Below are 20655 nucleotides of genomic sequence, written 5' to 3' on the forward strand. Positions count from 1 at the left end.
CGTCCCCGCGTCAACACTTCGACACATTCCCCGATGCCTCTCCGCCAGTGGGGCATCGCGGAGTGTGAGCGCTAACACGACCGTGACGCGGTCCGTGTCGCCGGCCGGATCCGCACACCCCGGAGCACCGCGGAGGCGGGGCGGCGCGCGCGTCGATCCAGAAGCTGTACCCGAGATGTGGAAGGCAGCCGCCATGCCCCTGTCCCGACGCTCCTTCAACCGCCTGGCCGTGCTCAGCGCCGCCGCGACCGCCACCGCCGTGACGGTCGGGCCGCGGGCCGCGTGGGCGGCGAACACCGCCTACGTCTTCGGCTACTTCACCGAGTCGCCGAACTTCACCGGCGCCAACTACGGCCTGCACCTGGCGGTCAGCCAGGACGGGCTGAACTGGACCCCGCTGAACCAGAACAACCCCGTCGTCACGCCGACCGCCGGCACGCTCGGGCTGCGCGACCCGTTCATCCTGCGCAAGCAGGACGGCACGTTCGTCGTGCTGGCCACCGACCTGGCCGGCACCGACTTCGGCCAGAACAACCAGTACCTGCACGTCTGGGACTCCACCGACCTGACCGCCTTCACCGGCTACCGCCGCGTGCGTATGCACGGGCTGGCCACGCACACCTGGGCGCCGACGGCGTTCTGGGACGCGGCCCGCGGGCAGTACGGCATCGTCTACTCCGCCAACAACGGCGCCGACGTGTTCATGGTCAACTACACGTCGGACTTCCGGACCGTCAGCGCCAACCAGGTGTACTTCAGCCCCGGCTTCGGCGTCCTGGACGGCGACGTCGTCGTGGACGGGTCCACGTTCTACCTGTACTACAAGAACCTCGCCAACGGCCTGACCTACGGCGCCCGCTCCAGCACCGGCGCGCCGAACAGCTACACCACCTACACCGGTGGGCTGCGGCAGGGATCGGCGATGGAGGCGCCGATGCTGGTGCGCAACAACGACGGCGCCGGCTGGCGGCTGTGGGGCGACTCGTTCAGCCCTGTCAACAACGACTACTACGCCTGGTCCACCACCAACGTCGGTGGCGGCGCGTGGACGGTGCTCAACCAGCGGGACTACACCCCGCCGCTGAACGCCAAGCACGGCTCGATCGCCGGGATCAGCGCGGGCGAGTACAGCGCGCTGGTGTCCCGCTGGGGGCTGCCCGCCTGGGTGCGGCTGAAGTCGTCGAACTACCCCGACCGGTACGTCCGGCACGCCGACAACATCGGCCGCATCGACGCGTACCCGTTCGACCCTTACCAGGACCAGCTGTGGCGGATGGTGCCCGGCCTCGCCGCCTCCGCCGGCGTGTCGTTCGAGTCGGTCAACTATCCCGGCCGCTTCCTGCGGCACAGCAACTACGCGATCCGTCTGGATCCGAACGACAACACCGCGACGTTCCGCGCCGACGCCACGTTCACCCGCACCGCCGGACTGGCCGACTGCGCGTGGTCGTCGTTCCGCTCCTACAACTTCCCCGACCGGTACCTGCGCCACGCTGGTTTCGTGCTGCGCATCGACCCGCTCGGCACCGGCTCCGGTCTCAGCGACCGGCAGGACGCGACCTTCCGGGTGACGGCATGAGCGGCCACGCGCTCCGGCGCTGCGCCGCGGTCCTGCTGCTGATGCTCGCCAACGCCGTCGCGGTCAGCCTGCCGCAACCGGCGCTTGCCTGGAACAACGGCGCCGCCAACACCCCGCCGATGGGCTGGAACAGCTACGACTCCTACAACTGGAACGTCACCGAGGCGCAGGTGAAGGCCAACGCCGACTACATGCGCGACAACCTGCGCCAGTTCGGGTGGCAGTACATCGTCATCGACTGGGCCTGGTACTACCCGGGCGGCGGCACCGGCAGCCCCAACCAGGACGCCAACCTGCAGCCGCGGCTGCGGCTGGACGGCAACGGCCGGCCGCTGCCGGACACCGTGCGGTTCCCGTCCGCCACCGGCACCAACGGTTTCAAGCCCCTGGCGGACTACCTGCACGCCGCCGGGCTGAAGTTCGGCGTGCACCTGATGCGGGGCATCCCGCGCCAGGCGGTGGCGGACAACCTGCCGATCGCCGGCACGGGGTACACCGCGAACCAGATCGACAACAGCACCACGGCGTCATGGCTGAACCTCAACTGGGGCCTCGACATGAGCCACCCGGGCGCCCAGGCGTACCTCGACTCGCTGTTCGCGCTCTACGCGAGCTGGGGCGTGGACTACGTCAAGGTCGACGACATCGCCGCTCCCACCTACCGGCAGGGCGAGGTCGAGGGGTACCGCCTCGCCATCGAACGCAGCGGCCGGCCGATGGTGCTCAGCCTCTCCCCGGGACCGACGCCGCTGGCCAGCGGCGCGCACGTGGCCGCCAACGCGAACATGTGGCGGATCGTCAACGACCTGTGGGACAACTGGGGCTCGCTGGACGCCCTGTTCGACAAGCTGCGGGACTGGACGCCGTACCGGGCGACCGGCGCGTGGCCGGACCCCGACATGATCCCCATCGGCCGGCTCTCCAAGCAGGGACCCGTCGGCTCGCCCCGCTATTCGGCGCTCACCGCGGACGAGCAGCGGACCCTGATGACGCTGTGGTCGATCAACCGGGCCCCGCTCATGTGGGGCGGCAACCTCACCGAGAACCGGGCCGCCGAGCTGGCGCTCATGACCAACGCCGCGGTGCTCGCCGTCGACCAGAACAGCACCAACAACCGGCAGCTGACCGGCGGGACCCGGCAGGTGTGGGCCGCCGACGTGCCCGGGAGCAACCACCGGTACGTCGCGCTGTTCAACCGGGAGCCGGCGGCCGCGACGGTGTCGCTCAACCTGGCCGACCTCGGCATCGGCTCGGCCACCGTCACCGACCTGTGGTCCGGCGCGAGCCTCGGCACGGTCACCGGGACGCTGTCGCGGTCGATCCCGGCGCACGGCGCGGCGCTGTACCGGGTGGCGCCGCAGACCACGGTGCCGACGACACCGTCGTACACCATGACCGCCCGGCACAGCGGTAAGCTCGCCGACGTCTACAACGGCGCCACCACCGACGGCGCCGACATCGTGCAGTGGGCCGCGAACGGCCAGGCGAACCAGCGCTGGCAGTTCCGTGACGCCGGCGGCGGTTACTACCAGGTGGTGGGCGCCGCGAGCGGCAAGTGCCTCGACGTCAACGGCGGCGTGAGCGCCACCGGTGACGGCGTGAAGGTCGTGCAGTGGACCTGCCACACCGGCACGAACCAGCAGTGGCGCCTGCAGGACGCCGGCAGCGGGTACGTCCAGCTGGTCGCCCGGCACAGCGGCAAGTGCCTGGACGTGTACAACGCCGCCACCACCGACGGCGCGCAGCTGGTGCAGTGGACCTGCGGGACCGGTACCAACCAGCAGTGGCGGCGCACCCAGGTCTGACGGTGCGGCACCCCGGGTTCACCACCCGGGGTGCCGCGCCGGTCCGAACTCAGGCCTGCGCCCGGCTCCACTGCTGATTGGTGCCGGTGCCGCAGGTGTACTGCTGGATGTCGGCGCCGTCACCGGTGCCGGCGTTCACCACGTCCAGGCACTTGCCGGAGTGCCTGGCCCGCAGCTGGAAGTAGCTGCCCGTGGCGACCCACTGCCACTGCTGGTTCTGCCCGCCGCCGCAGGTGTACTGGATGACGTTGGCACCGTTGGCGGTGGAGGCGTTCGCGACGTCGAGGCACTTGCCGCTGTTCTGGTTGACGATCTGGAGGTAGCCGCTGCCGGCGTCACGGAACTCCCACTTCTGGTTCCCGCCGCCGTTCCAGCCCCACTGCTTCACCTCCGCGTTGTTCGCCACGGAGCTGCTGACCACGTCCATCACCCGGCCGCTGTTGCGGTTCGTCACCCGGTACACGACGGGGGACTGGCCGGAGACGGTGCCCGCCGCGGTGTCGATCGTGACCGACGCGGCCCACGTCAGGCTCATGCTGGTGGCCGACGGGAACGTGATCGGCAGCCAGACGTACTGGGAGTCGCCGACCGGCCCGCCCCACGCGCCGGCCCAGCGGTCGCCCATGTACAGGTAGCTGGTCGTGGACGTGCCCTGGATCGGCAGCACGTAGGTCGGCTGGGACCGGAACGTGGTCGAGTCACCGACGTTGCTCCAGCCGGTCCACGGGCCGGAGATGCTCGAGGCGGTGGCGTACTGGGCCTGGTTGGGGTTCCAGCCGGTCGCCGCGGAGGTCAGCATGAAGTAGGTGCTGCCGCGTTTGAACAGCGCCGGCGCCTCGCGGTGCCCGCCCGGCCAGAAGTTGCCGACCAGGCTCGCGATGCCGAGACCGTCCGCGGTCAGCCGGTAGATGTGCAGGTCGTAGTTGTCCCGCGCCGCGGAGATCATGTACGCGGTGCCGTTGTCGTTGTACAGCGTGATGTCCCGCGACATGTGCCCGAGCGGCCGGAAGCTGCCGTGGTAGGTGTAGGCGCCGTCGACGGTGGCCGAGGAGGCGACCGCGGCGCGGGCCTCGCCGTAGTCCGATCCGTTCTCCTTGTGCATCCACATCACGTACCGGCCGGTGGCCGCGTTGTAGATGACCTTCGGCCGCTCGATGTTGGCGACGTTGAGCTCGGCCGCCGACGACTGGGTCAGCACGTTGTTGCGGAACTCCCAGTCGCGCAGGTTCGTGGAGCGGTACACCGACACGGCGCGGAACGTGTTGTCGGCGTTGCGGTTCTCCCCGAACCAGTAGTAATAGTCGCCGACCTTCAGGACACCGCCGCCGTGCGCGTGCAGGGCGTTGCCGCTGGTGTCGGTGAACTGCGTGCCGTTGGCGATGGTGGCCGGTGCCGCGTGCGCGGCGGGCGCCGGCACGGTCACGATCGCCAGGACCGCTGCCGCGGCGGCGAGGAACAACCGGGGGACCTTCATGTCGTCTTCCTTCCGTTGCCCGGGCCGGACGGGGCGGGGGACCCGGCCACGGACATTGATGGCGGTTGACACCTTGGTAAACGAAACGCCAGCCGAGCGCCACCGTGTGAACCGAATCGTCCACAACTGGTCGGAAACGAACGGGAACCGTTCACGTTCGGGGGCGTGCCCCGCCGGTCCTGACGTCGAGGGGGCTGACGTCGATGTCATGGGCCCGTGCGCCGGTGGACCGGAATCCACGGTTTGGGAGCGTTCCCAAACGACGCCGCCGGCTGACTATGGTGGCGGTGTGCTGGCGATCATCTGGGGTGCCATCCGCACCCGTCGGGCCCCTGCCGTGGTGATGGCGATCCTTGTCGCCGTGACGGCCGGCGGGCTCGGCGGGGCCGGCTGGATCGCCACCAGGGACGCCGCGGCCGCGGCCGCCGCGCTGATCGGCGGTGCTCCTGCGGCCCAGCGCACCGTCGGCGTGCGCGGCAGCGTCACGCTCGGCGCCGACCCCGTCCAGGCCCTGACGCGCTTCCGCGCGACGACCGAGTCCACCGCGGGGCTGCCGGCGGAGCGGGCCGTCGCGGGGGTCCGGCTCACGGACACCCTGGCCACCGACGCCGCCGGCCGGATCGAGGCCGAACTGCGCTACCGCGACGACGCGTGCGCGAACTTCGACCTCACCGGTGCGTGCCCGGCCGGGCCCGGCGAGGTCGCGTTGCCCGCGGCGCTGGCCCACCGGCTCGGCACCACGGTCGGCGACCGGGTGCTGCACGACAAGGGCGCGGGCGGGGCACCGGCCCCGCTGGTCGTCGTCGGCGTCTTCGAGCCGAAGGACCCGCTCGGCTGGTGGTGGCACGGGCAGCAGGGCGACGCGGCGTACACGACCCTCGACACGATCGCCGCGGCCGCGGTACCGGCCTACGCCACCTACGACCTGCTGCTGCCGGCCGCGCAGTTCACGCACGGCGACGACGGTGCCGTGGCCGCCGCCGTCGCCCGGCTGAGCCGCGGCGGTGCCCTCGAGGTGACCTCCGTGGCCGGCGCGCTCGCCCGCGCCGTGCGCAACGAGCGCTACGCCGTGACGCATGGCATCACCCTCGCCGCCGTCCAGCTCGCCGCAATCGGATGGCTCGCCGTCGCGGTCAGCGCCTGGTACGCGGCCGAGGCCCGGCGTGGCGACGCCGCCCGCGTGGCGCTGCGCGGTGCCCGGCGACGGCGGGTCATCCTCGCCACCTCGGGGCAGAGCGCGCTGCCCGCCCTTGCCGGCGCCGTCGCCGCCGGCGGCCTGCTCACCCCTGCTGCGCGACGCCGACAGCGGGCCCGGCCCGGCCGCCGCGGCCGCCCTGGCCGGTGCCGGCGCGCTGTCGGTCATCGTCGCCGCCGACTGGCGGCTGACCCGGGCGCGCTGCAGCAACTGCTGCAGCTCGCGCCGCCGCGACGGGCCGCGCTCGCCGGTGCCGTCCTCGACCTGACCGTCGTCGCCCTGGCCGCCGCGGCCGCCTACCAGTCCGCGGTCACCGGCGAGGCACCCGTGCACGGCTACGGCCTGGAACTGCTCGCGCCGGTCCTGTTCGCGGTCGCCGGCGCCGTCCTGCTGACCCGGCTGCTGCTGCCGCCGGCCGTCGCCGTGGGACGGGCCGCGCTGGTCCGCGGCAGGCTCACCGCCGGGCTCACCGCGCTGTTCCTGGCACGGCGGACGTCGGCGTACCGGATCGTGCCGGTGCTCGCGGCCGCCGCCTGCATGTGCGGGGTCGCCGCGCAGGACTGGGCCCGTGCCGACGCGGCGCGCCTGCACCGGGCCGAGGCCGAGACCGGCGCGGACCGGGTGCTGACCGTCGCACCGGTCCCGCGGGGGCGGCTGCTGTCCGCGGTGCGCGCCGCGGATCCGCAGGGCGGCCACGCGATGGCGGTCGTCGTGTCGGGTGCGTCCGGCCCCGGACCGCAGATCCTCGCCGTCGACTCGCCTCGCCTGCGCGCCGTCGCCGCGATCGACCCGGGCGCCGCGGTCACCCGCCTGCACCCGGCCACCCCGGCGCCGACCGCCGTCACCGGCACGGTCCTGACGCTGCGGGCCGCCGGCGACGGCACCGTGGCGTTGCGCCTGCTGATGACCGTCGCGGACACCGGCGCCACGGTCCGCGCCGACTTCGGGACGATCGGCGCCGCCGGCGAGTACCGCGCGGAGGCCCCCGCCTGCCGGGCCGGCTGCCGGCTGATGGCGCTGGACCTCAGCGGCGACCCGGGCGCGACCCTCGAACTGGCGGAGCTGCGCGCCGACGGACGGGTCGTGGTCGACGGGCCCGGGTTCGCCGACCCGGTCCGGTGGCGCACCGCGACCGGCGACACGGCAACCGGAGTGCAGCGGCTGCGTGGCGACGGCCGGATGCGGCTGGCCACCATCCCCGCCGCCCGCGGCGGACCGGCCGACCGGCGCGTCTACGCCGCAGACGCCCCGCTGCCCCTGCCGGTCCTGGCCACCGCCGGCGCGATCCGCGCCCCGGACCAGAACGGCACCACCGAGCTGGCACTGGCCGGCGTGCCGGTGCCGGTCCGGGCGGCGACCGGGACCGGGCTGCCGGTCCGCACCGGCGGGGTGGTCCTGGTCGACCTGGAGTACGCCGACCGGCTCACGACGGGACTCGCCGAGCCGTCCCGCCCCGGCGACGTCGACCAGGTGTGGCTCGGCGCCGGCGCACCGCCCGATCTCGTGGACCGGCTCGTCGCGGCGGGCCTCGTCGTCATCGGCGGCGATTCCGTCACCGCCGCCGAGGACCGCCTGGCGCGCCTGGGGCCCGCCGCCGCCCTGCGCTTCCACCTGCTTGCCGCCGTCCTCGCGCTGCTGCTGGCCGGCAGCGCGCTCACGATCGTCGCGGCCGTGCAGCGGCGCGAACGGCGGGCCGAGGTCGCCGCCCTGCGCGCCCAGGAGTTCCGGCGCGGGTGGTCGGTGCCGCGGGCCGCTGGTCCGCGCTCGCCCCCGTGGCCCTCGCCCTGGCGATCGGGCTGGTCGCCGCGGCGGCGGCCCGGTGGCTGCTGCGCTCGCCGGTGCGGCCGTTCACGGACGGCTGGGTCGTCGCCGAGCCGCCGCTGTCGGTACCCGCGCTGCTGGCCGCCATCGCCGTGGCCACCGTCTGCTTCGGCGTGACGGCGCTCGTCTCCGGCCGGATCGCAGGCCGCGGATGATCGCGCTCACGTTCGCCGTCCTCTGGGCCCGCCGTCGCCAGGCGGCGGCGTTGTTCGTGCTCGCCGCCCTCGCCGCGGCCGGGGTCGCCCTCGCACCGGTGTACCTGGCCCGGATCGAGGAGCGCATGGTCGCGGACCAGGTCGCGGCGGCCCGCCCCGGCGAGCGCACCATGCTCGTCGCCGCCACCGTCGAGCCGGACAACACCGGATCCATGGACGACCGCTTCGAACGCGCGGGCGGCCGGCTGCTCGACGCGCCCGGCTACACGCAGGTCTTCTCGGCGTCCTTCATCGCCCAACCGGCCGAACGACCCGAGGTCTTCCTGGAGGGGACCCGGCAGGTGACCTACCGCCAGGACGTCTGCGAACACGTGCAGGTCGTCTCCGGCCGGTGCCTGATGAGCCTGGGCGACGCCGTGCTCACCGAGGACACGGCGCGCCGCCTGGAGATCCGGCTCGGCGATCCGCTGTCGCTCACCGCCTCGGCGTACAACTCCACCACGGGCCAGTTCGTCCCCGCCGGGGCGCCCGGCTTCCTGACGGTCGTCGGGATCGTGCGGCCGGTCGCCTCGCCGTACTGGGGGCGCGGCGGCGACACGCCGTCCCGCGAACCGGTGTACGTCGACCGCCGCACGCTGAACGGCTTCTCCCGGCCGTCGGAGCTGCAGGTCTTCGACGCGTACCCGCAGCCCGGCGCCATCCGCGTCGCCACCCTGCCCCGGCTGCGGGCCTGGCTGGCACAGGTCGACACCGACGCCGGCGACGCGCGGCCCTCGATCGGCCTCGGTGACCTGCTCCACCGCATCGACGCCGACCGTGCCGCGGCCCGCGAGCCGGTGCCGTTCGCGGCGATACCCGTGGCCCTGCTCGGCTGCGCCGTGGTCATCTTCGCCACCGCGACCGGCGCCCGGGCGAGCCGGTTCGAGCACGGCGTCGTGGCGCTGCGCGGCACCCGCCGGAGCGGCCGCTGGTGGCTGGTGAGCGCCGAACCGGCCGTCCCCGTCCTCGCCGGCGGCCTCACCGGCAGCCTGATCGCCGGCGCCTGGGCGTCCACGGCGCTCGGCTACGGCGCCGGGCTCACCGCGGCGGCGGTGCTCGCCAGCGCCGTCGTGGCGATCCGGGTGGTGTCGGCGCCGCTCAGCGACCTGCTGCGGCGGATCGACCGGCGCGGCGCCCGGTGGCGCTCGGCGACCTTCGACGTCATGGTCGTGCTGCTCGCCGTCGTGGCCGTCGTGCACTTCCACACGTCCGGCGACAGCGTGTACGGGGTGGCGCCCTTGGCCCCCGCCCTGCTGATGCTGGCCGTGGCGCTGCTGGCGGCCCGGGCGATGCCCGTGCTCGCCGCCCGTGCCGCCGGGTCGGCCCTGCGCGGCGGGCGCCTGGTGGCCGCGCTGGCCGCGCTGCGCGTGGCCCGCCAGCCGTCCGGCCGCCGCCTGCTGACCGTCCTCGTGGTCGCCGTGGCGCTGCTGGGCTTCGCGACGACCGGCGTGCTCGTGTCCGCCGGCACGCAGCGGGCGACGGCGGACGTCGCGGTCGGCGCGAGCCGGGTGCTGAGCATCGCCCCGACGACCCGCCAGCGCCTGCTCGCGCTCACCCGCGCCGCCGACCCGGACGGCCGCTACGCCATGGCGGTCGTCCCGCTCGAGAACATGCTCGCGGTGGACGCCACCCGCCTTGCCGCGGTGGCGGTCTGGCATCCGTCGTACGCCGGCGACCCCCTGCCGGACCTCGCCCGCGCCCTCCACCCGATCCCGGCCGCGCCTCCCGTCGCCGTGCGGGGCGACACCGTGGCGTTCGACATCACCGCGTCCCGCCTGGACGATCTGACCCCGGACCTCGTCGCGCACCTGGCCCCGCTCGACGGCACCGCGGGCATCGAGGTGCGCCTCGGCGAGCTCGCGCCCGGTCGTCACACGTACTCGCGGGCCGCCGCCTGCACGGCCGGGTGCCGCCTCATCGGTCTCGAGGTCGACCTGCCCGGCACCGCCGGTCCGACGGTCACGCTGACCCTGCACGCACCGCCGACCCGCGACTGGCGCACGCCCCCGGACGCGACGGTGACCGGCACCGGCGACGGCGTGCGGTTCGACCTGCGGGCAGGGGCCCGCAGCGACGCGGGCCTGCTGCGCCCGGCCGGCATCCCCGACCGGATCCCCGTGCTGGCGACCGGCCCGCTGCCCCCGGACGGTCTCGTCGACGTCTTCGACGACAGCCCGGTCCCGGCGGCGGCGCTGGCCACCGCGGACCGCCTGCCCCGGCTGGGCCGGCACGGCATGCTGATCGACCTCGAATACGCCGACCGCCTCGCCGGCGACACGGGCGTGACCGAGGGCGCCGAGGTGTGGCTCGCCGCCGACGCGCCGCCGTCCATCGTGGACGCACTGACCGCCGCCGGTCTCATCGTCACGGGGGAGCGCACGCTGTCCGGCGAACGCGCGCTGCTGAGCCGGGCCGGCAGCGCCCTGGGAATGCGGTTCACGCTGCTGGCCGGGATCGCCGCGGTGCTGCTCGGCGCGGCCGGTCTGGTGGTCGCCGCGTCCGGCGGGGACCGGGCCGACCTGGCCGCGCTGCGCAGGCAGGGCATGGCGGCCGCACGACCCGGCGCGTGGAGCCGGCGGCGATGCTGGCACTGGTCTGCGGCGCGCTGGTTGTCGGGGCGGCCGCGGCGGCGTTGGCATGGCTCACGATCGGCCGTTACCTGCCGGGCGTCGACGCGGGGGCCGTCCCGCCGCCGGGGCCCCTGCTGCTCTCGTTGTGCGCGGCGGCGGTCGTGCTCGGCGGCGCCGCTCTGCTCGGCTCACGGTCACGGTCACGGATCGCAGCGTCGCGCTGAAACTTCTCCGGTGTCGCCAACCGAATGCCGGCCCGCACCACTCAGAGTCGGTGAAGGAGGCCGGGATTGCGGGATGAGCGGGAGTACGTCCGGTACGCGCAGACGCGCCTGCCGGCGCTGCGCGTACCTCACCGAGCCGCAGTCCCTCACGTTCGTGCCGGTATCCGCCGGCACCGGTCCGGTGCCGCGGGGGACCGACGCCGTCCGGCTGCTCGGGTGGCGTTCCGGGCGGGTGATGCTGGTCCTGGACACCGATGCCGCGGGCCACCTGACGATCGCGGAGGTCGACCTGCGCGACGGCACCCACCGCCGGCTGTCCCGCTTCGGCACCGGCTCGACGTGCGAGTTCGGCACCCAGTCGTGCCAGGTGTTCGACCTGCAGCTGGCGACCGGCCTGCTGCCGGGCGTGACGGTCCGCCACGCCACCTCCGCCCGCCGCGGCCCGTGGCCGATCTGGCTGACGGTCACGGTCGCGATCCCGGTCCTGTGCGCGGTCCTGCTGGCCGGGTGGCTCGTGCGCCGGAGGTCCTGACCGGCGCCGGCGGGGAATTCAGCGGCTGACCGGCGGTCGGCGGGGTCCGGTGCCACAATCAACGTCGGCACCCAGGGGGCGCGACATGACGAGGGGATCGACCGAAGGCCCCGACCGGGACGACGCCGGCGGGCCGGATGCGGTGGCGGCGCGGGTCGAGGAGCTGCTGCGCGGCATGTCGCCGGAGGAGAAGGCGGGTCAGCTGACCCAGTACTTCTACTTCCAGCTGCCGGCGGGCGCGCAGGCGGACCCGGCGCTCGGCCTGGACGTGCGGGAGCAGCCGCGGGCGGTGGAGGCGGCGCTCGGGCGCGGCGAGGCGGGGGCGCTGCTGTTCGTGTCCGACCCCGCCGAGATCAACCGCCTGCAGCGGCTCGCCGTGCAGGGCAACCGGTCCGGGATCCCCGTGCTGTTCGGGTTCGACGTCATCCACGGGCTGCGCACGATCTTCCCGGTGCCGATCGCGATGGCGGCGTCGTGGGACGTCGAGACGATCGAGCGCGGGCAGGCGGTCGCCGCGCGGGAGGCCCGCGCGGTCGGCATCCACTGGACGTTCGCGCCGATGGTGGACATCGCCCGCGATCCCCGGTGGGGCCGCATCATCGAGGGCGCGGGTGAGGACCCGGTCCTGGGTGCCGCGGTCGCCGCCGCCCAGGTGCGCGGTTTCCAGCGACCGGATCACGGCGTCATCGCCGGTCCCAAGCATTTCGCCGGGTACGGCGCGGCGCTGGGCGGCCGAGCACGTGCCGGCGGTGCCGGACATCTGGTACCCGGGCAGCCAGGGCGGGGCAGCGGTGGCGGATCTGCTGTTCGGCGTCGTCTCGCCGGGTGGGAAGCTGCCGTTCAGCTGGCCGCGGACCGTCGGGCAGATCCCGATGTCCTACGCGCACACGCGCTCGCACGAGCCGGACAACCAGGCCCGCCGCTACTGGGACGAGGCGAGCACGCCGCTGTTCCCGTTCGGCCACGGCCTGAGCTACGCCAGGTTCACCTACACCGGCCTCGCCGTCGACGCGCCGGTTGTCCCGCGCGACGGGGTCGTCACCGTGTCCGTCGAGCTCACCAACGCCTCCGACCGCGAGGCCGCCGAGGTCGTGCAGCTCTACCTGCACCAGCGGCACGGCTCCGCCGCCCGGCCACTGCGGGAACTCAAGGCCTTCCAGCGGGTGGTGCTGCCCGGGGGCGCGTCCCGGCGGGTCGAGTTCACGGTCGGGCCGGACCAGCGCCGCTACTGGAGCACCGCCACGCGGGACTGGGCCCTGGACGAATCCGTCTTCGACGTCCACGTCGGCGGCGACTCCACGGCCGAGCTCACCGCCACCTTCACCGTCACCGCCTGAGCCGAGGCCACCGCGGCCGTCCGCCGCTCAGTGCGCGGCGGAGGACAGGTGGGCGCGTTCGCCCTGCGCGCCGAACAGGGTGAGCAGCTCCGCGGGCCGGCTGCCGGCGCTGCCGATCCAGTGCGGCACGCGGGTGTCGAACTCCGCCGCCTCGCCGGCGCCGAGCAGGAACTCCCGCTCGCCGAGCACGAACCGGACGTCGCCGTTGAGGACGTAGAACCACTCATACCCGTCGTGGGTCTGCAGCCGCATCGTGGCCGCCCGCCCGGCCGGTGGATAGACCACCTTGTAGGCCTGGACGCCGCCGGCCCGCCGGGTCAGCGGGACCACGGTCAGCCCGAACCGCCGCACGGGGCGCAGGTGGATGCGCGGGTCACCGGTCGGCGGCGCGGCGACCAGGTCGTCGAGCGGGACGCCGTGCGCCCGCGCGAGGGGCAGCAGCTGCTCCAGCGTGGGGCGCAGCTTGCCGTTCTCCAGGCGCGACAGCGTGCTCGCCGTCAGGCCGGTCTCGGTCGCCAGGTCCGCGAGCGTGGTGCCCCGCGCCCGGCGCAGCGCACGCAGCCGCGGCCCGACACCGGCGAGCACGTCCTCCTCGGTACCACCCATGAACCCCATCATGCGGATCCGCAACTTTTCTTGCAAGGCCGGAACGGTCGCGGTGATGCTGGGGTCATGCGACGAGTGGTCACGGACGAAGCGGCAGTGTTCTGGGAGCGGCATCACGGCGCGCGGCGGGCCTGGGACGGGCGGCCCAACCCGCTGCTTGTCGAGGTCGCCGGGCCGTTGCCGCCCGGTGCGGCGGCGGATCTGGGCTGCGGCGCCGGCGGCGACACCATCTGGCTCGCCGGGCACGGCTGGCAGGTGACCGCCGTGGACATCGCCGGCACCGCCGTGGAGCGGGTGCGGGCGCGCGCCCACGACCTCGGCGTCGGTGCCCGGGTCACCGCCGAACGGCACGACCTGGCCCGCAGCTTCCCGGCCGGCGCGTTCGATCTCGTCTCCGCGCAGTACCTCCAGACACCGTTCGAGTTTCCCCGGCCCCGGGTCCTGCGCACCGCCGCGCACGCCCTGCGCCCCGGCGGCCTGCTCCTGATCGTCGATCACGGCTCGACCGCGCCGTGGTCCTGGAACCAGGACCCGGGCGTGCGCTACCCGGCGCCCGGCGAGCTCGCCGCCGACCTCGACCTCGACCCGTCGCAGTGGCACGTCCTGCGCGCCGACACGCCGCAGCGCGTGGCCACCGGCCCGTCCGGCGAGACGGCCACCGTCACCGACACCGTCCTGCTCATCCAGCGGGCCGGCGCATGACGGCCGCCGCGCGCCGGCCCCGCCGGTCGAAGGACACCGGCCCGCCGCAGACCGGCGCCGGCGAGCGGGCCACCCTGCTGGGCTTCCTGAACTACCTGCGCACCGCGGTCGCGGCCAAGGTCGCCGACGCGCCGGAGCCGCAGGTCCGCACCGGCGGGGTGCCCTCCGGCACCAACCTCCTGGGCCTGGTCAAGCACCTGACCTGCGTCGAGCGGTACTACTTCCTGGGCGAGCGCCCCAGCGACTGGCGCCGCACCATGCGGCCGTCGCCCGAGGAGACGGTCGACGGCGTGCTCGCCGGCTACCGCGAGGCAGTCGAGCGGGCCAACGCGGTGATCGACGCCTGCCCGGACCTGGAGTCGCCCGCGCGCCGGGGACCGGCCCCGTCGATGCGCTGGGTCCTGGTGCACATGATCGAGGAGACCGCCCGCCACGCCGGCCACGCCGACATCCTCCGCGAACAGCTCGACGGCGCCACCGGCCGCTGACGGCGGGCGGCGCGGACTCACGCGTGCGAGCCGCGATGGTGGGGGCGGACGTAGGTGTACCCCTCCGGCAGCGGCCGGTCGACCACCTCCGCGTTCAGTACCGCGTCATGGTGGAGATCGAGCTGCTCGCCGGACGCCTGCCTGCCCGGCGGCAGCCTGCGGACGAAGCCGGTCACCGCGTGCCCCCGGCGGCCCGGCCACGCGCCGTCCGCGTCCTGCCGTGCCGAGGCGTCGACCGGCGCGACGTGCGGCACGTAGCGCAGCAGGTCGGCCCGGACCTGGCCGGTGCGCCCCGGATGCCACGGGTGGCCGTGCTCATCGATGCTGCCCGGGACGCGCTCGATCCGCCCCCATTGCAGCAGGGTCTGCACGGCCCGGCCGATCCGGGCGACCTGCGACCGCGGCATGTGCAGCCGCTGACAGTTGCGGACCAGCGCCTTCTCGGCGAGGGTCGCGGTGCCGTCGGCACTGAGGTGGCCGAGGGTGCGCAGGGTCCGCAGGACCCAGCCGACGTCCGACAGGTGCGGGACCGCCCGGTGCTGCTCGCAGCCCGGTGCGTGCTCCCGGGTGGCCACCTGCGGGTCGTACCGGTGCAGGAACTCGACGTCGTCGAAGCGCTCCGGGACGGGCAGCGCCGTCGTGCTCGCGGTGACGCGGTCGGTGCCGTGCGGCCATCGGCAGGTGACGAGCACACCGGGGCGGAGCCCTTGCGGCCAGCGGATGCCGCTCAGCTCCCAGCGGCCGTCCCGGCGGCGCAGGGTCACCTCGTGCGCCGACGCGGGACCGGGACGGTGTTCCAGCCGCAGCCTCGGGTGCGGGTCCAGACCCTCCGGCAGTTCCCCTTCGGGCAGGGCGCACCAGCCACCGTCGAGGTGCGCCCGCAGCAACGCGGTCTGCCAGGTCAGATGACCGGCGCCCGGGTCGTCGCGCTCGTCGGGGCCGTCTTCCGCGGTTCCCGGCGCGCCCGGCCCGGGCGCGTCCGGCAGTTGCGGGCCGACCCGTAGGCCGTGCGCCGCCTGCAGTGCCTCGGCGGCGAGGTGCTCGGCCTCGGCGGTGCCCCGGTGCAGGTCCTTGCACGGATCGTTCTGCGTGGTCACGCTGTGCCGCAACGGCTTCAGCCGGGCCAGCAGTGCTCTGGTCCCCTCCGACAGCTGCGGTGCCGGGGTCGCGGGCCCGCTGGTGAGCGTCTCCCGCAGCAGGCCGATGGCCTTGCGGTTCCAGCAGACGAGGTGTACGCCCGGCCGCCCGGCGCCGAGCAGCTCAAGGGCGGCGCGGCACATCGCCTGCACCAGGCTGTCCAGGAGATCGAGGCCACGGTCCGTGCCGGCGGCCCGCTCGCCGTCCTCGGTCAGCCAGGCGTACCCGAAATACCCGGTCTGCGGATGGAACCGGGTCTCGACGACGGTGAGCGTGGCGCCCGCCCGCGGGGAGAGCCCCTGCCGTGCGAACTGACAGACGAAGACCTCGCCGGGATCCGCGGTCACCCTGTCCACCTCCGTGCGTCGGCCCGGATCATGTGAGCATGCCGCTGCCGCCCGGTCAACCGGGTCGCCGGAGGCGAGCGCACGGAGGTGGACGTGACCTCAGCGGGTCTCGGTGAGGTGCTCGATCAGCCAGCCGAAGCCGGCCCGGACCAGGCCGGAGCAGGTGCCGCGGACACTGGCGAGCAAGACCAGGATCCGCAGCCTCGGCGCGGATTCGTCGTTCCTGTGCATCGTGGGTTCTCCCTGCGTTCGGAGGATCAGGTGGCTGACCGGCCGGTCCGGGCCAGCGTGCCGACCCCGCGGGGTGATCCATCCCAGTCGCGACGAGTGCCGGTGCCGTTGCGGCGGACGGCACGTCACCGCGCTGGTCCGCGATACCGGGCGGCGACGAGTGGCGACGAGTGGCGACGAGTTCCGACGGGCCCGCGGGCGCGGCGCGGTACGCCTGCCGTGGCCCCGGAAAATTGTCGGTGGTCTGCCGTATGCTCCGGCGCGGCGAAGTCGTAGCGCAGTGGTCGTCGCGCCATGTCATCACGCAGGAGGACGCCGGTTCGAATCCGGCCGGCTTCGCCACCTGGGCACGAGTCGGGGGGTGACGGCACGGTGGTGGGCGGGCCGACGTCGGCGCTGGACCGCTGGCGGCTGATCCGCCGCTATGCGGTTCCTGAGTGGATGATCGCCGAGTGTGCCGAGGCACGGGAGCGCGGCGACTGGCGGGCGGCGTGCGAGGCGGGCCGGGTCACGGTCACCTTCGACGAGGCCGGGCCGGTCGCGGACCTGCTCGCCGGGTTCGCGCCGGACCTGCTCCGCTGGCACCTGCCGCGGGCGATGGACGGCACGGCGGCGCTGCGGCCCGGGATGCGATATGTGCTGACCCCTGACGGGCCGGTCACCGCCGACACCGTGGTCCTCGGGGTCCGGACGCCGAACTGGGAGACCAGCGCGCAGCGGCTGACGCTGCACGCCGTGCCCCTCGGCGACGTTGCCGAGGGGCTGGTCTTCCCGCTCCCGCCGCACATGTGGGACGCCCGCCGCGCCGGTGAGCTCGGGGCGGCGGCGCACGGGTCCGACCTGTTCATGGCGCTGAACGAGGCCGGCGCGCTGCCGCGGCTGTCGCTGTCCGACCCGAGCAACTGGCCCGCCCCGGCGCCGCCACGCCACGCCGGCTGACCGGAGGCCACGCCGACCGGATGACCGTTCCGGATCAGCGGATGGCACGTGACAGATGGACGGCCACGGTCAGGGCGGAGTCCGCCAGGGGCGACCCGGCGGTCAGCGGTGCCTGGCGGGCGCTGAAGGGCCGGCCGAAGCGGCTTGCGCCGGCGTCGTCAAGCGCCGACCGGTCCGGATCAGCGGTGGAGGTGGCGCCGCCGGGGAAGGCCTGACGCTCAGCGGTGTGCGCGGCTGCGAGACGGCCGGGGGACGTTGCGTCGGCGTCGGCAAGGGGCTGACCGGTCTGGATCAGCGGTGGAGGTGGCGCCGCCGGGGAAGGCCTGACGCTCAGCGGTGTGCGCGGCTGCGAGACGGCCGGGGGACGTTGCGTCGGCGTCGGCAAGGGGCTGACCGGTCTGGATCAGCGGTGGAGGTGGCGCCGGCAGGGGAGGACCTGACGCTGGAGGTGGCGCCGGTAGGGGGAGATCTGACGCTCAGCGGTGTGTGGCGGCTGCGAGACGGCTGGGGGGACGTTGCGTTCGGCGTCGGCAAGACTGACCGGTCTGGATCAGCGGTGGACTCGGCGCAGCCAAGGGCGATTCAGGGTCAATCGTGCGTGGCGGGCGCGAGACGGCCGGGGACGTTGCTTCGGGCGCCGGCGTCGGCAACGGGCCGACCGGTCCGGATCAGCGGTCGGGACCGCGTCCGCCAGGGTGGGCCCGGCGGTCAGTCGTTCGGGGCGGGCTCGACGACGGGTGCGAGACGGGCGATGCGGGCGGCGAGCTCGGCGAACGTGGCCTCGAACGCGGCGTCAGTGTCCGCGGGTGCCGGGACCGACCAGTGCAGCCGGGGGCGGACGCCCTGGGTGAGGTCCTCGTGGGCGTTGTCGCACACGGCGACGACCAGGTCGGTGTCGTGGACGACGTCGGCGACGTGGGCGGTGCCGGTCGCGGCGATGCGCAGCCCGTGCCGGCGGGCGACCGCCACGGCGCGCGGGTGGACCTGGGCCGCCGGGTCGGTGCCGGCCGACGCGGCGGGGATGCGGGCCCGGTCGGTCCAGATGGCGGCGGCGAGCTGGGAGCGGGCGGAGTTGTGCGTGCACACGAACACCACGCGCGGCACCGGGGGCAGGGTGGGCGCGGCGAGCGAGGCCAGGGCGTCCGGTTCGAGGCGCAGGTAGGTGCGGCGGCGGTCGCCCTCGGACCGCACGCGCACGAGGAGGCCGGCCTCGTGCAGGACCTTCACGTGGTGGGCGACGAGGTTGGTGGGCAGGTCGAGGGCGCGGGCGATCTCGCCGGGAGAGGCGTCGCCGAGGGTGAGCGTGTCGACGACGGCCAGGCGCGCGGGGTCGCCGAGGGCGGCGTGGATTCGTGCGCGCCGCTGCACCGAAGAATGCTCAATGCTCATTGACTCAATACTGTGCGGGCGGTATCTGCGTCGTCAAGCGAACCGGGGTCACGATCTGCGGTGTACAGCAAGATAGGGGGATGACTGTTGCGCATCCTTTGCTGCCCGTCGATGAGGACTGGCAGCGGTGTCTCGCCGTCGTCGCGCACCCCGACGACCTGGAGTTCGGCGCCGCCGCGGCGGTCGCGCGGTGGACGGGGCAGGGCAAGGAGGTGGTGTACGTGCTGCTGACCAGCGGTGAGGCCGGCATCGACGGGATCGACCCGGCTGAGGCGGGCCCGCTGCGCGAGCGGGAGCAGCGGGCGTCCGCGGAGATCGTCGGGGTCTCCGAGGTGGAGTTCCTGGGGCTGCCGGACGGCGTGCTGGAGTACGGCGTGCCGCTGCGCCGGGAGCTGGCGCGGGTGATCCGCACGCACCGGCCGGACATCGTGATCACGAACAACTTCCGGGACAGCTGGGACGAGGCGGGCGACGCGCTGAACATGTCGGACCACATCGTCACCGGCCGGGCCGTGCTCGACGCCGCGCGCGACGCCGGTAACCGGTGGGTGTTCCGGGATCAGGTCGACGCGGGGCTGCGGCAGTGGGGTGGGGTGCGGCAGGTGTGGGCAGCGAACTCGCCGCTGTCCAAGCACGCCGCCGACACGACCGGCACCTTCGAGCTCGGGGTGCGGTCGCTGGAGGCGCACGAGGCGTACCTGCGCGGGCTCGGCGCCGGTGACTTCGACGCGGAGGAGTTCCTGGAGGGCTTCTCCCGCCAGACCGGCACCCGCCTCGGCGTCAAGTACGCCGCCGGATTCGAGGTGTTCAAGCTGAACCTGCTCTGAATGCACCGGTGCAGGCGGTCCCGGCTCCCGCACGATCGTTGAAGGAGCATGACCATGACCGGCCCGCCCCCGGCGTCCGCGGCCAGACCGCTCGCGGTGCTGCTCGACGCGGTCTCCGGCGAGCGGATGGCGGTCACGGTCGCCACCCTCGCCGGTGAGCCGTTCAGCGGCCGGCGGGCCGGTTCGGCCGGCGGTGCCGCGGCCCGTTCCTGGCTGGCCCGGCACCTGGCCGACCTCGGTGCGACGGTCAGCACCACCGGGTTCACGGTCCGGTTCGTCCCCGAGGTCTACGCGCCGCCGAGCGTCCAGTGGTACGACGGCGGCCGCGTGCACCGGCTCACCGCCGGGCGGGACGTCGCGGTCCATCTCGCCTCCGCCGACGAGGCCCTGGTCCGGCGCGGCGAGCTGGCCGTGGCCGTCGCCGGCGACCCGACCGGCCGGTGGCTGGTCGTCCCCGCCGGGCTGCCCCTCGTCGCCGGGCCGGTCGCCTCGGCCAACCGCCGCTACGCCGCCGTGGGGCTCGCGGCCGTCGGCATCGGCGTGGGACCGGCCGGTGACCACGGCCCGGCGGGCGGAACCGAACCTGCCCTCGGCGCCGTCGCCCGGCTGGTCGTCGCCACCTGTTGGCTCGCGACCGCGGATCCGGCGACACTGCAATCGGCGCCCGGTGAGGCCGGCGCGCCGTGAGCATGGGGGAGACCGTGGCCGCACCGCAGCACCTGACGATCCGTCCGATGACCGCCGGCGACGCCGCCGCGGTCCTGGCCATCTACCAGGCCGGCCTGGACGCCGGCAACGCCAGCTTCGAGGTCACCGCGCCGTCGTGGGAGGCGTTCGACGCGACGCGGCTGCCGGCGCACCGGCTGGTGGCGGCCGACGCCGGTGGCGCCGTGCTCGGCTGGGTCGCCGTCACCCCGGTGTCCGCGCGCCAGGTGTACGCCGGGGTGGTCGAACACTCCGTGTACGTCGACCCGGCGGCCCAGGGGCGCGGCGCGGGCCGGGCGCTGCTCGCCGCGCTGATCCACTCGACGGAGGCGGCGGGCATCTGGACGATCCAGTCCGGCGTCTTCCCGGAGAACACCGCCAGCCGCGCCCTGCACCGCGCCGCCGGCTTCCGGGAGGTCGGCATCCGCGAACGCGTCGGACGGCACGCAGGCCACGGCGACCGGTGGCGCGACGTGGTCCTCGTCGAACGCCGCAGCCCGATCGTGGTGTGACCCGGCGGCCCGCCGCTGATGGAGAGTGTGACCCGGCCGCC

General features: G+C 74.5%; 16 protein-coding genes, 1 tRNA gene and 1 pseudogene. 13 read left to right on the top strand and 5 right to left on the bottom strand.

The window, feature by feature from the left end; genetic code table 11:
- The first annotated feature begins 193 nt into the window (after positions 1 to 193).
- Both OHA72_RS34105 and OHA72_RS34110 read left to right on the top strand, forming a co-directional pair.
- Positions 194 to 1579, top strand: coding sequence for a glycoside hydrolase family 43 protein (locus OHA72_RS34105; protein WP_327000150.1), 1386 nt, complete (start codon positions 194 to 196; stop codon positions 1577 to 1579).
- Entirely contained in the window at positions 1576 to 3384 is a 1809-nt protein-coding gene (locus tag OHA72_RS34110; protein ID WP_327000151.1) for an RICIN domain-containing protein, read from the top strand. The genes OHA72_RS34105 and OHA72_RS34110 overlap by 4 nt, the downstream gene beginning before the upstream one ends.
- A 49-nt stretch (positions 3385 to 3433) precedes the next feature.
- On the opposite strand, the gene OHA72_RS34115 is transcribed toward OHA72_RS34110, so the two are convergent.
- Complete coding sequence (locus OHA72_RS34115) at positions 3434 to 4858, bottom strand: RICIN domain-containing protein (protein WP_327000152.1); 1425 nt, start codon at positions 4856 to 4858, stop codon at positions 3434 to 3436.
- Positions 4859 to 5147: 289 nt separating this feature from the next.
- Between OHA72_RS34115 and OHA72_RS34120 the strand changes: the two genes are divergently transcribed.
- From OHA72_RS34120 to OHA72_RS34135, 4 genes and pseudogenes are all read left to right on the top strand, one after another.
- Entirely contained in the window at positions 5148 to 7991 is a 2844-nt protein-coding gene (locus OHA72_RS34120; RefSeq protein WP_327000153.1) for a hypothetical protein, read from the top strand.
- Positions 7992 to 8025: 34 nt separating this feature from the next.
- On the top strand, positions 8026 to 11394 hold the full coding sequence (locus tag OHA72_RS34125; protein WP_327000154.1) for a hypothetical protein: 3369 nt from the start codon (positions 8026 to 8028) through the stop codon (positions 11392 to 11394).
- Between the two features lie 175 nt (positions 11395 to 11569).
- A pseudogene (locus OHA72_RS65000) lies at positions 11570 to 12058 on the top strand (glycoside hydrolase family 3 N-terminal domain-containing protein); the annotation flags it as partial.
- An 85-nt stretch (positions 12059 to 12143) separates the two neighbouring features.
- Positions 12144 to 12731, top strand: coding sequence for a fibronectin type III-like domain-contianing protein (locus OHA72_RS34135; protein WP_327000156.1), 588 nt, complete (start codon positions 12144 to 12146; stop codon positions 12729 to 12731).
- A 27-nt stretch (positions 12732 to 12758) separates the two neighbouring features.
- Here the strand turns inward: OHA72_RS34135 and OHA72_RS34140 are convergent, their stop codons facing one another.
- Positions 12759 to 13337, bottom strand: coding sequence for a helix-turn-helix domain-containing protein (locus tag OHA72_RS34140; RefSeq protein ID WP_327000157.1), 579 nt, complete (start codon positions 13335 to 13337; stop codon positions 12759 to 12761).
- Between the two features lie 75 nt (positions 13338 to 13412).
- Here OHA72_RS34140 and OHA72_RS34145 point away from each other — a divergent pair, with 75 nt between their 5' ends.
- Both OHA72_RS34145 and OHA72_RS34150 read left to right on the top strand, forming a co-directional pair.
- On the top strand, positions 13413 to 14039 hold the full coding sequence (locus tag OHA72_RS34145) for a class I SAM-dependent methyltransferase (RefSeq protein WP_442788757.1): 627 nt from the start codon (positions 13413 to 13415) through the stop codon (positions 14037 to 14039).
- Positions 14036 to 14527, top strand: coding sequence for a DinB family protein (locus OHA72_RS34150; RefSeq protein WP_327000159.1), 492 nt, complete (start codon positions 14036 to 14038; stop codon positions 14525 to 14527). Before OHA72_RS34145 ends, OHA72_RS34150 begins: the two co-directional genes overlap by 4 nt.
- Positions 14528 to 14544: 17 nt before the next feature.
- On the opposite strand, the gene OHA72_RS34155 is transcribed toward OHA72_RS34150, so the two are convergent.
- Together OHA72_RS34155 and OHA72_RS34160 are read right to left on the bottom strand one after the other, a co-directional pair.
- Positions 14545 to 16011, bottom strand: coding sequence for a hypothetical protein (locus tag OHA72_RS34155; RefSeq protein WP_327000160.1), 1467 nt, complete (start codon positions 16009 to 16011; stop codon positions 14545 to 14547).
- 99 nt (positions 16012 to 16110) lie between these two features.
- A complete protein-coding gene (locus OHA72_RS34160; protein WP_327000161.1) occupies positions 16111 to 16242 on the bottom strand; it encodes a hypothetical protein in 132 nt (43 codons plus the stop codon).
- A 266-nt stretch (positions 16243 to 16508) separates the two neighbouring features.
- Here OHA72_RS34160 and OHA72_RS34165 point away from each other — a divergent pair.
- A tRNA-OTHER gene (locus tag OHA72_RS34165) sits at positions 16509 to 16584 on the top strand.
- A gap of 30 nt (positions 16585 to 16614) precedes the next feature.
- Positions 16615 to 17181 carry a hypothetical protein gene (locus OHA72_RS34170; RefSeq protein WP_327000162.1) on the top strand — a complete coding sequence of 189 codons (567 nt, stop codon included), beginning with the start codon at positions 16615 to 16617 and terminating at the stop codon, positions 17179 to 17181.
- A 708-nt stretch (positions 17182 to 17889) separates the two neighbouring features.
- Here OHA72_RS34170 and OHA72_RS34175 read toward each other — a convergent pair.
- On the bottom strand, positions 17890 to 18570 hold the full coding sequence (locus OHA72_RS34175; protein ID WP_327000163.1) for an arsenate reductase/protein-tyrosine-phosphatase family protein: 681 nt from the start codon (positions 18568 to 18570) through the stop codon (positions 17890 to 17892).
- 80 nt (positions 18571 to 18650) lie between these two features.
- Between OHA72_RS34175 and OHA72_RS34180 the strand changes: the two genes are divergently transcribed.
- From OHA72_RS34180 to OHA72_RS34190, 3 genes are read left to right on the top strand one after another with little or no spacing between them, the layout of a single operon-like run.
- A complete protein-coding gene (locus tag OHA72_RS34180; RefSeq protein WP_327000164.1) occupies positions 18651 to 19397 on the top strand; it encodes a PIG-L deacetylase family protein in 747 nt (248 codons plus the stop codon).
- 54 nt (positions 19398 to 19451) lie between these two features.
- Positions 19452 to 20084 carry a hypothetical protein gene (locus OHA72_RS34185; RefSeq protein ID WP_327000165.1) on the top strand — a complete coding sequence of 211 codons (633 nt, stop codon included), beginning with the start codon at positions 19452 to 19454 and terminating at the stop codon, positions 20082 to 20084.
- Between the two features lie 47 nt (positions 20085 to 20131).
- Positions 20132 to 20614: a GNAT family N-acetyltransferase gene (locus tag OHA72_RS34190; RefSeq protein WP_327000166.1), complete on the top strand. Its 483-nt coding sequence runs from the start codon at positions 20132 to 20134 to the stop codon at positions 20612 to 20614.
- Positions 20615 to 20655: the final 41 nt, after the last annotated feature.

This window comes from Dactylosporangium sp. NBC_01737, assembly GCF_035963215.1.
In the GTDB taxonomy this organism is placed as follows: Bacteria; Actinomycetota; Actinomycetes; order Mycobacteriales; family Micromonosporaceae; genus Dactylosporangium.

Coding starts and splice junctions, on each gene's coding strand:
- OHA72_RS34105 (WP_327000150.1), top strand. CDS start 194: ATGCCCCTGTCCCGACGCTCCTTCAACCGCCTGGCCGTGCTCAGCGCC.
- OHA72_RS34110 (WP_327000151.1), top strand. CDS start 1,576: ATGAGCGGCCACGCGCTCCGGCGCTGCGCCGCGGTCCTGCTGCTGATG.
- OHA72_RS34115 (WP_327000152.1), bottom strand. CDS start 4,858: ATGAAGGTCCCCCGGTTGTTCCTCGCCGCCGCGGCAGCGGTCCTGGCG.
- OHA72_RS34125 (WP_327000154.1), top strand. CDS start 8,026: ATGATCGCGCTCACGTTCGCCGTCCTCTGGGCCCGCCGTCGCCAGGCG.
- OHA72_RS34140 (WP_327000157.1), bottom strand. CDS start 13,337: ATGGGTGGTACCGAGGAGGACGTGCTCGCCGGTGTCGGGCCGCGGCTG.
- OHA72_RS34150 (WP_327000159.1), top strand. CDS start 14,036: ATGACGGCCGCCGCGCGCCGGCCCCGCCGGTCGAAGGACACCGGCCCG.
- OHA72_RS34160 (WP_327000161.1), bottom strand. CDS start 16,242: ATGCACAGGAACGACGAATCCGCGCCGAGGCTGCGGATCCTGGTCTTG.
- OHA72_RS34175 (WP_327000163.1), bottom strand. CDS start 18,570: ATGAGCATTGAGCATTCTTCGGTGCAGCGGCGCGCACGAATCCACGCC.
- OHA72_RS34180 (WP_327000164.1), top strand. CDS start 18,651: ATGACTGTTGCGCATCCTTTGCTGCCCGTCGATGAGGACTGGCAGCGG.
- OHA72_RS34185 (WP_327000165.1), top strand. CDS start 19,452: ATGACCGGCCCGCCCCCGGCGTCCGCGGCCAGACCGCTCGCGGTGCTG.
- OHA72_RS34190 (WP_327000166.1), top strand. CDS start 20,132: ATGACCGCCGGCGACGCCGCCGCGGTCCTGGCCATCTACCAGGCCGGC.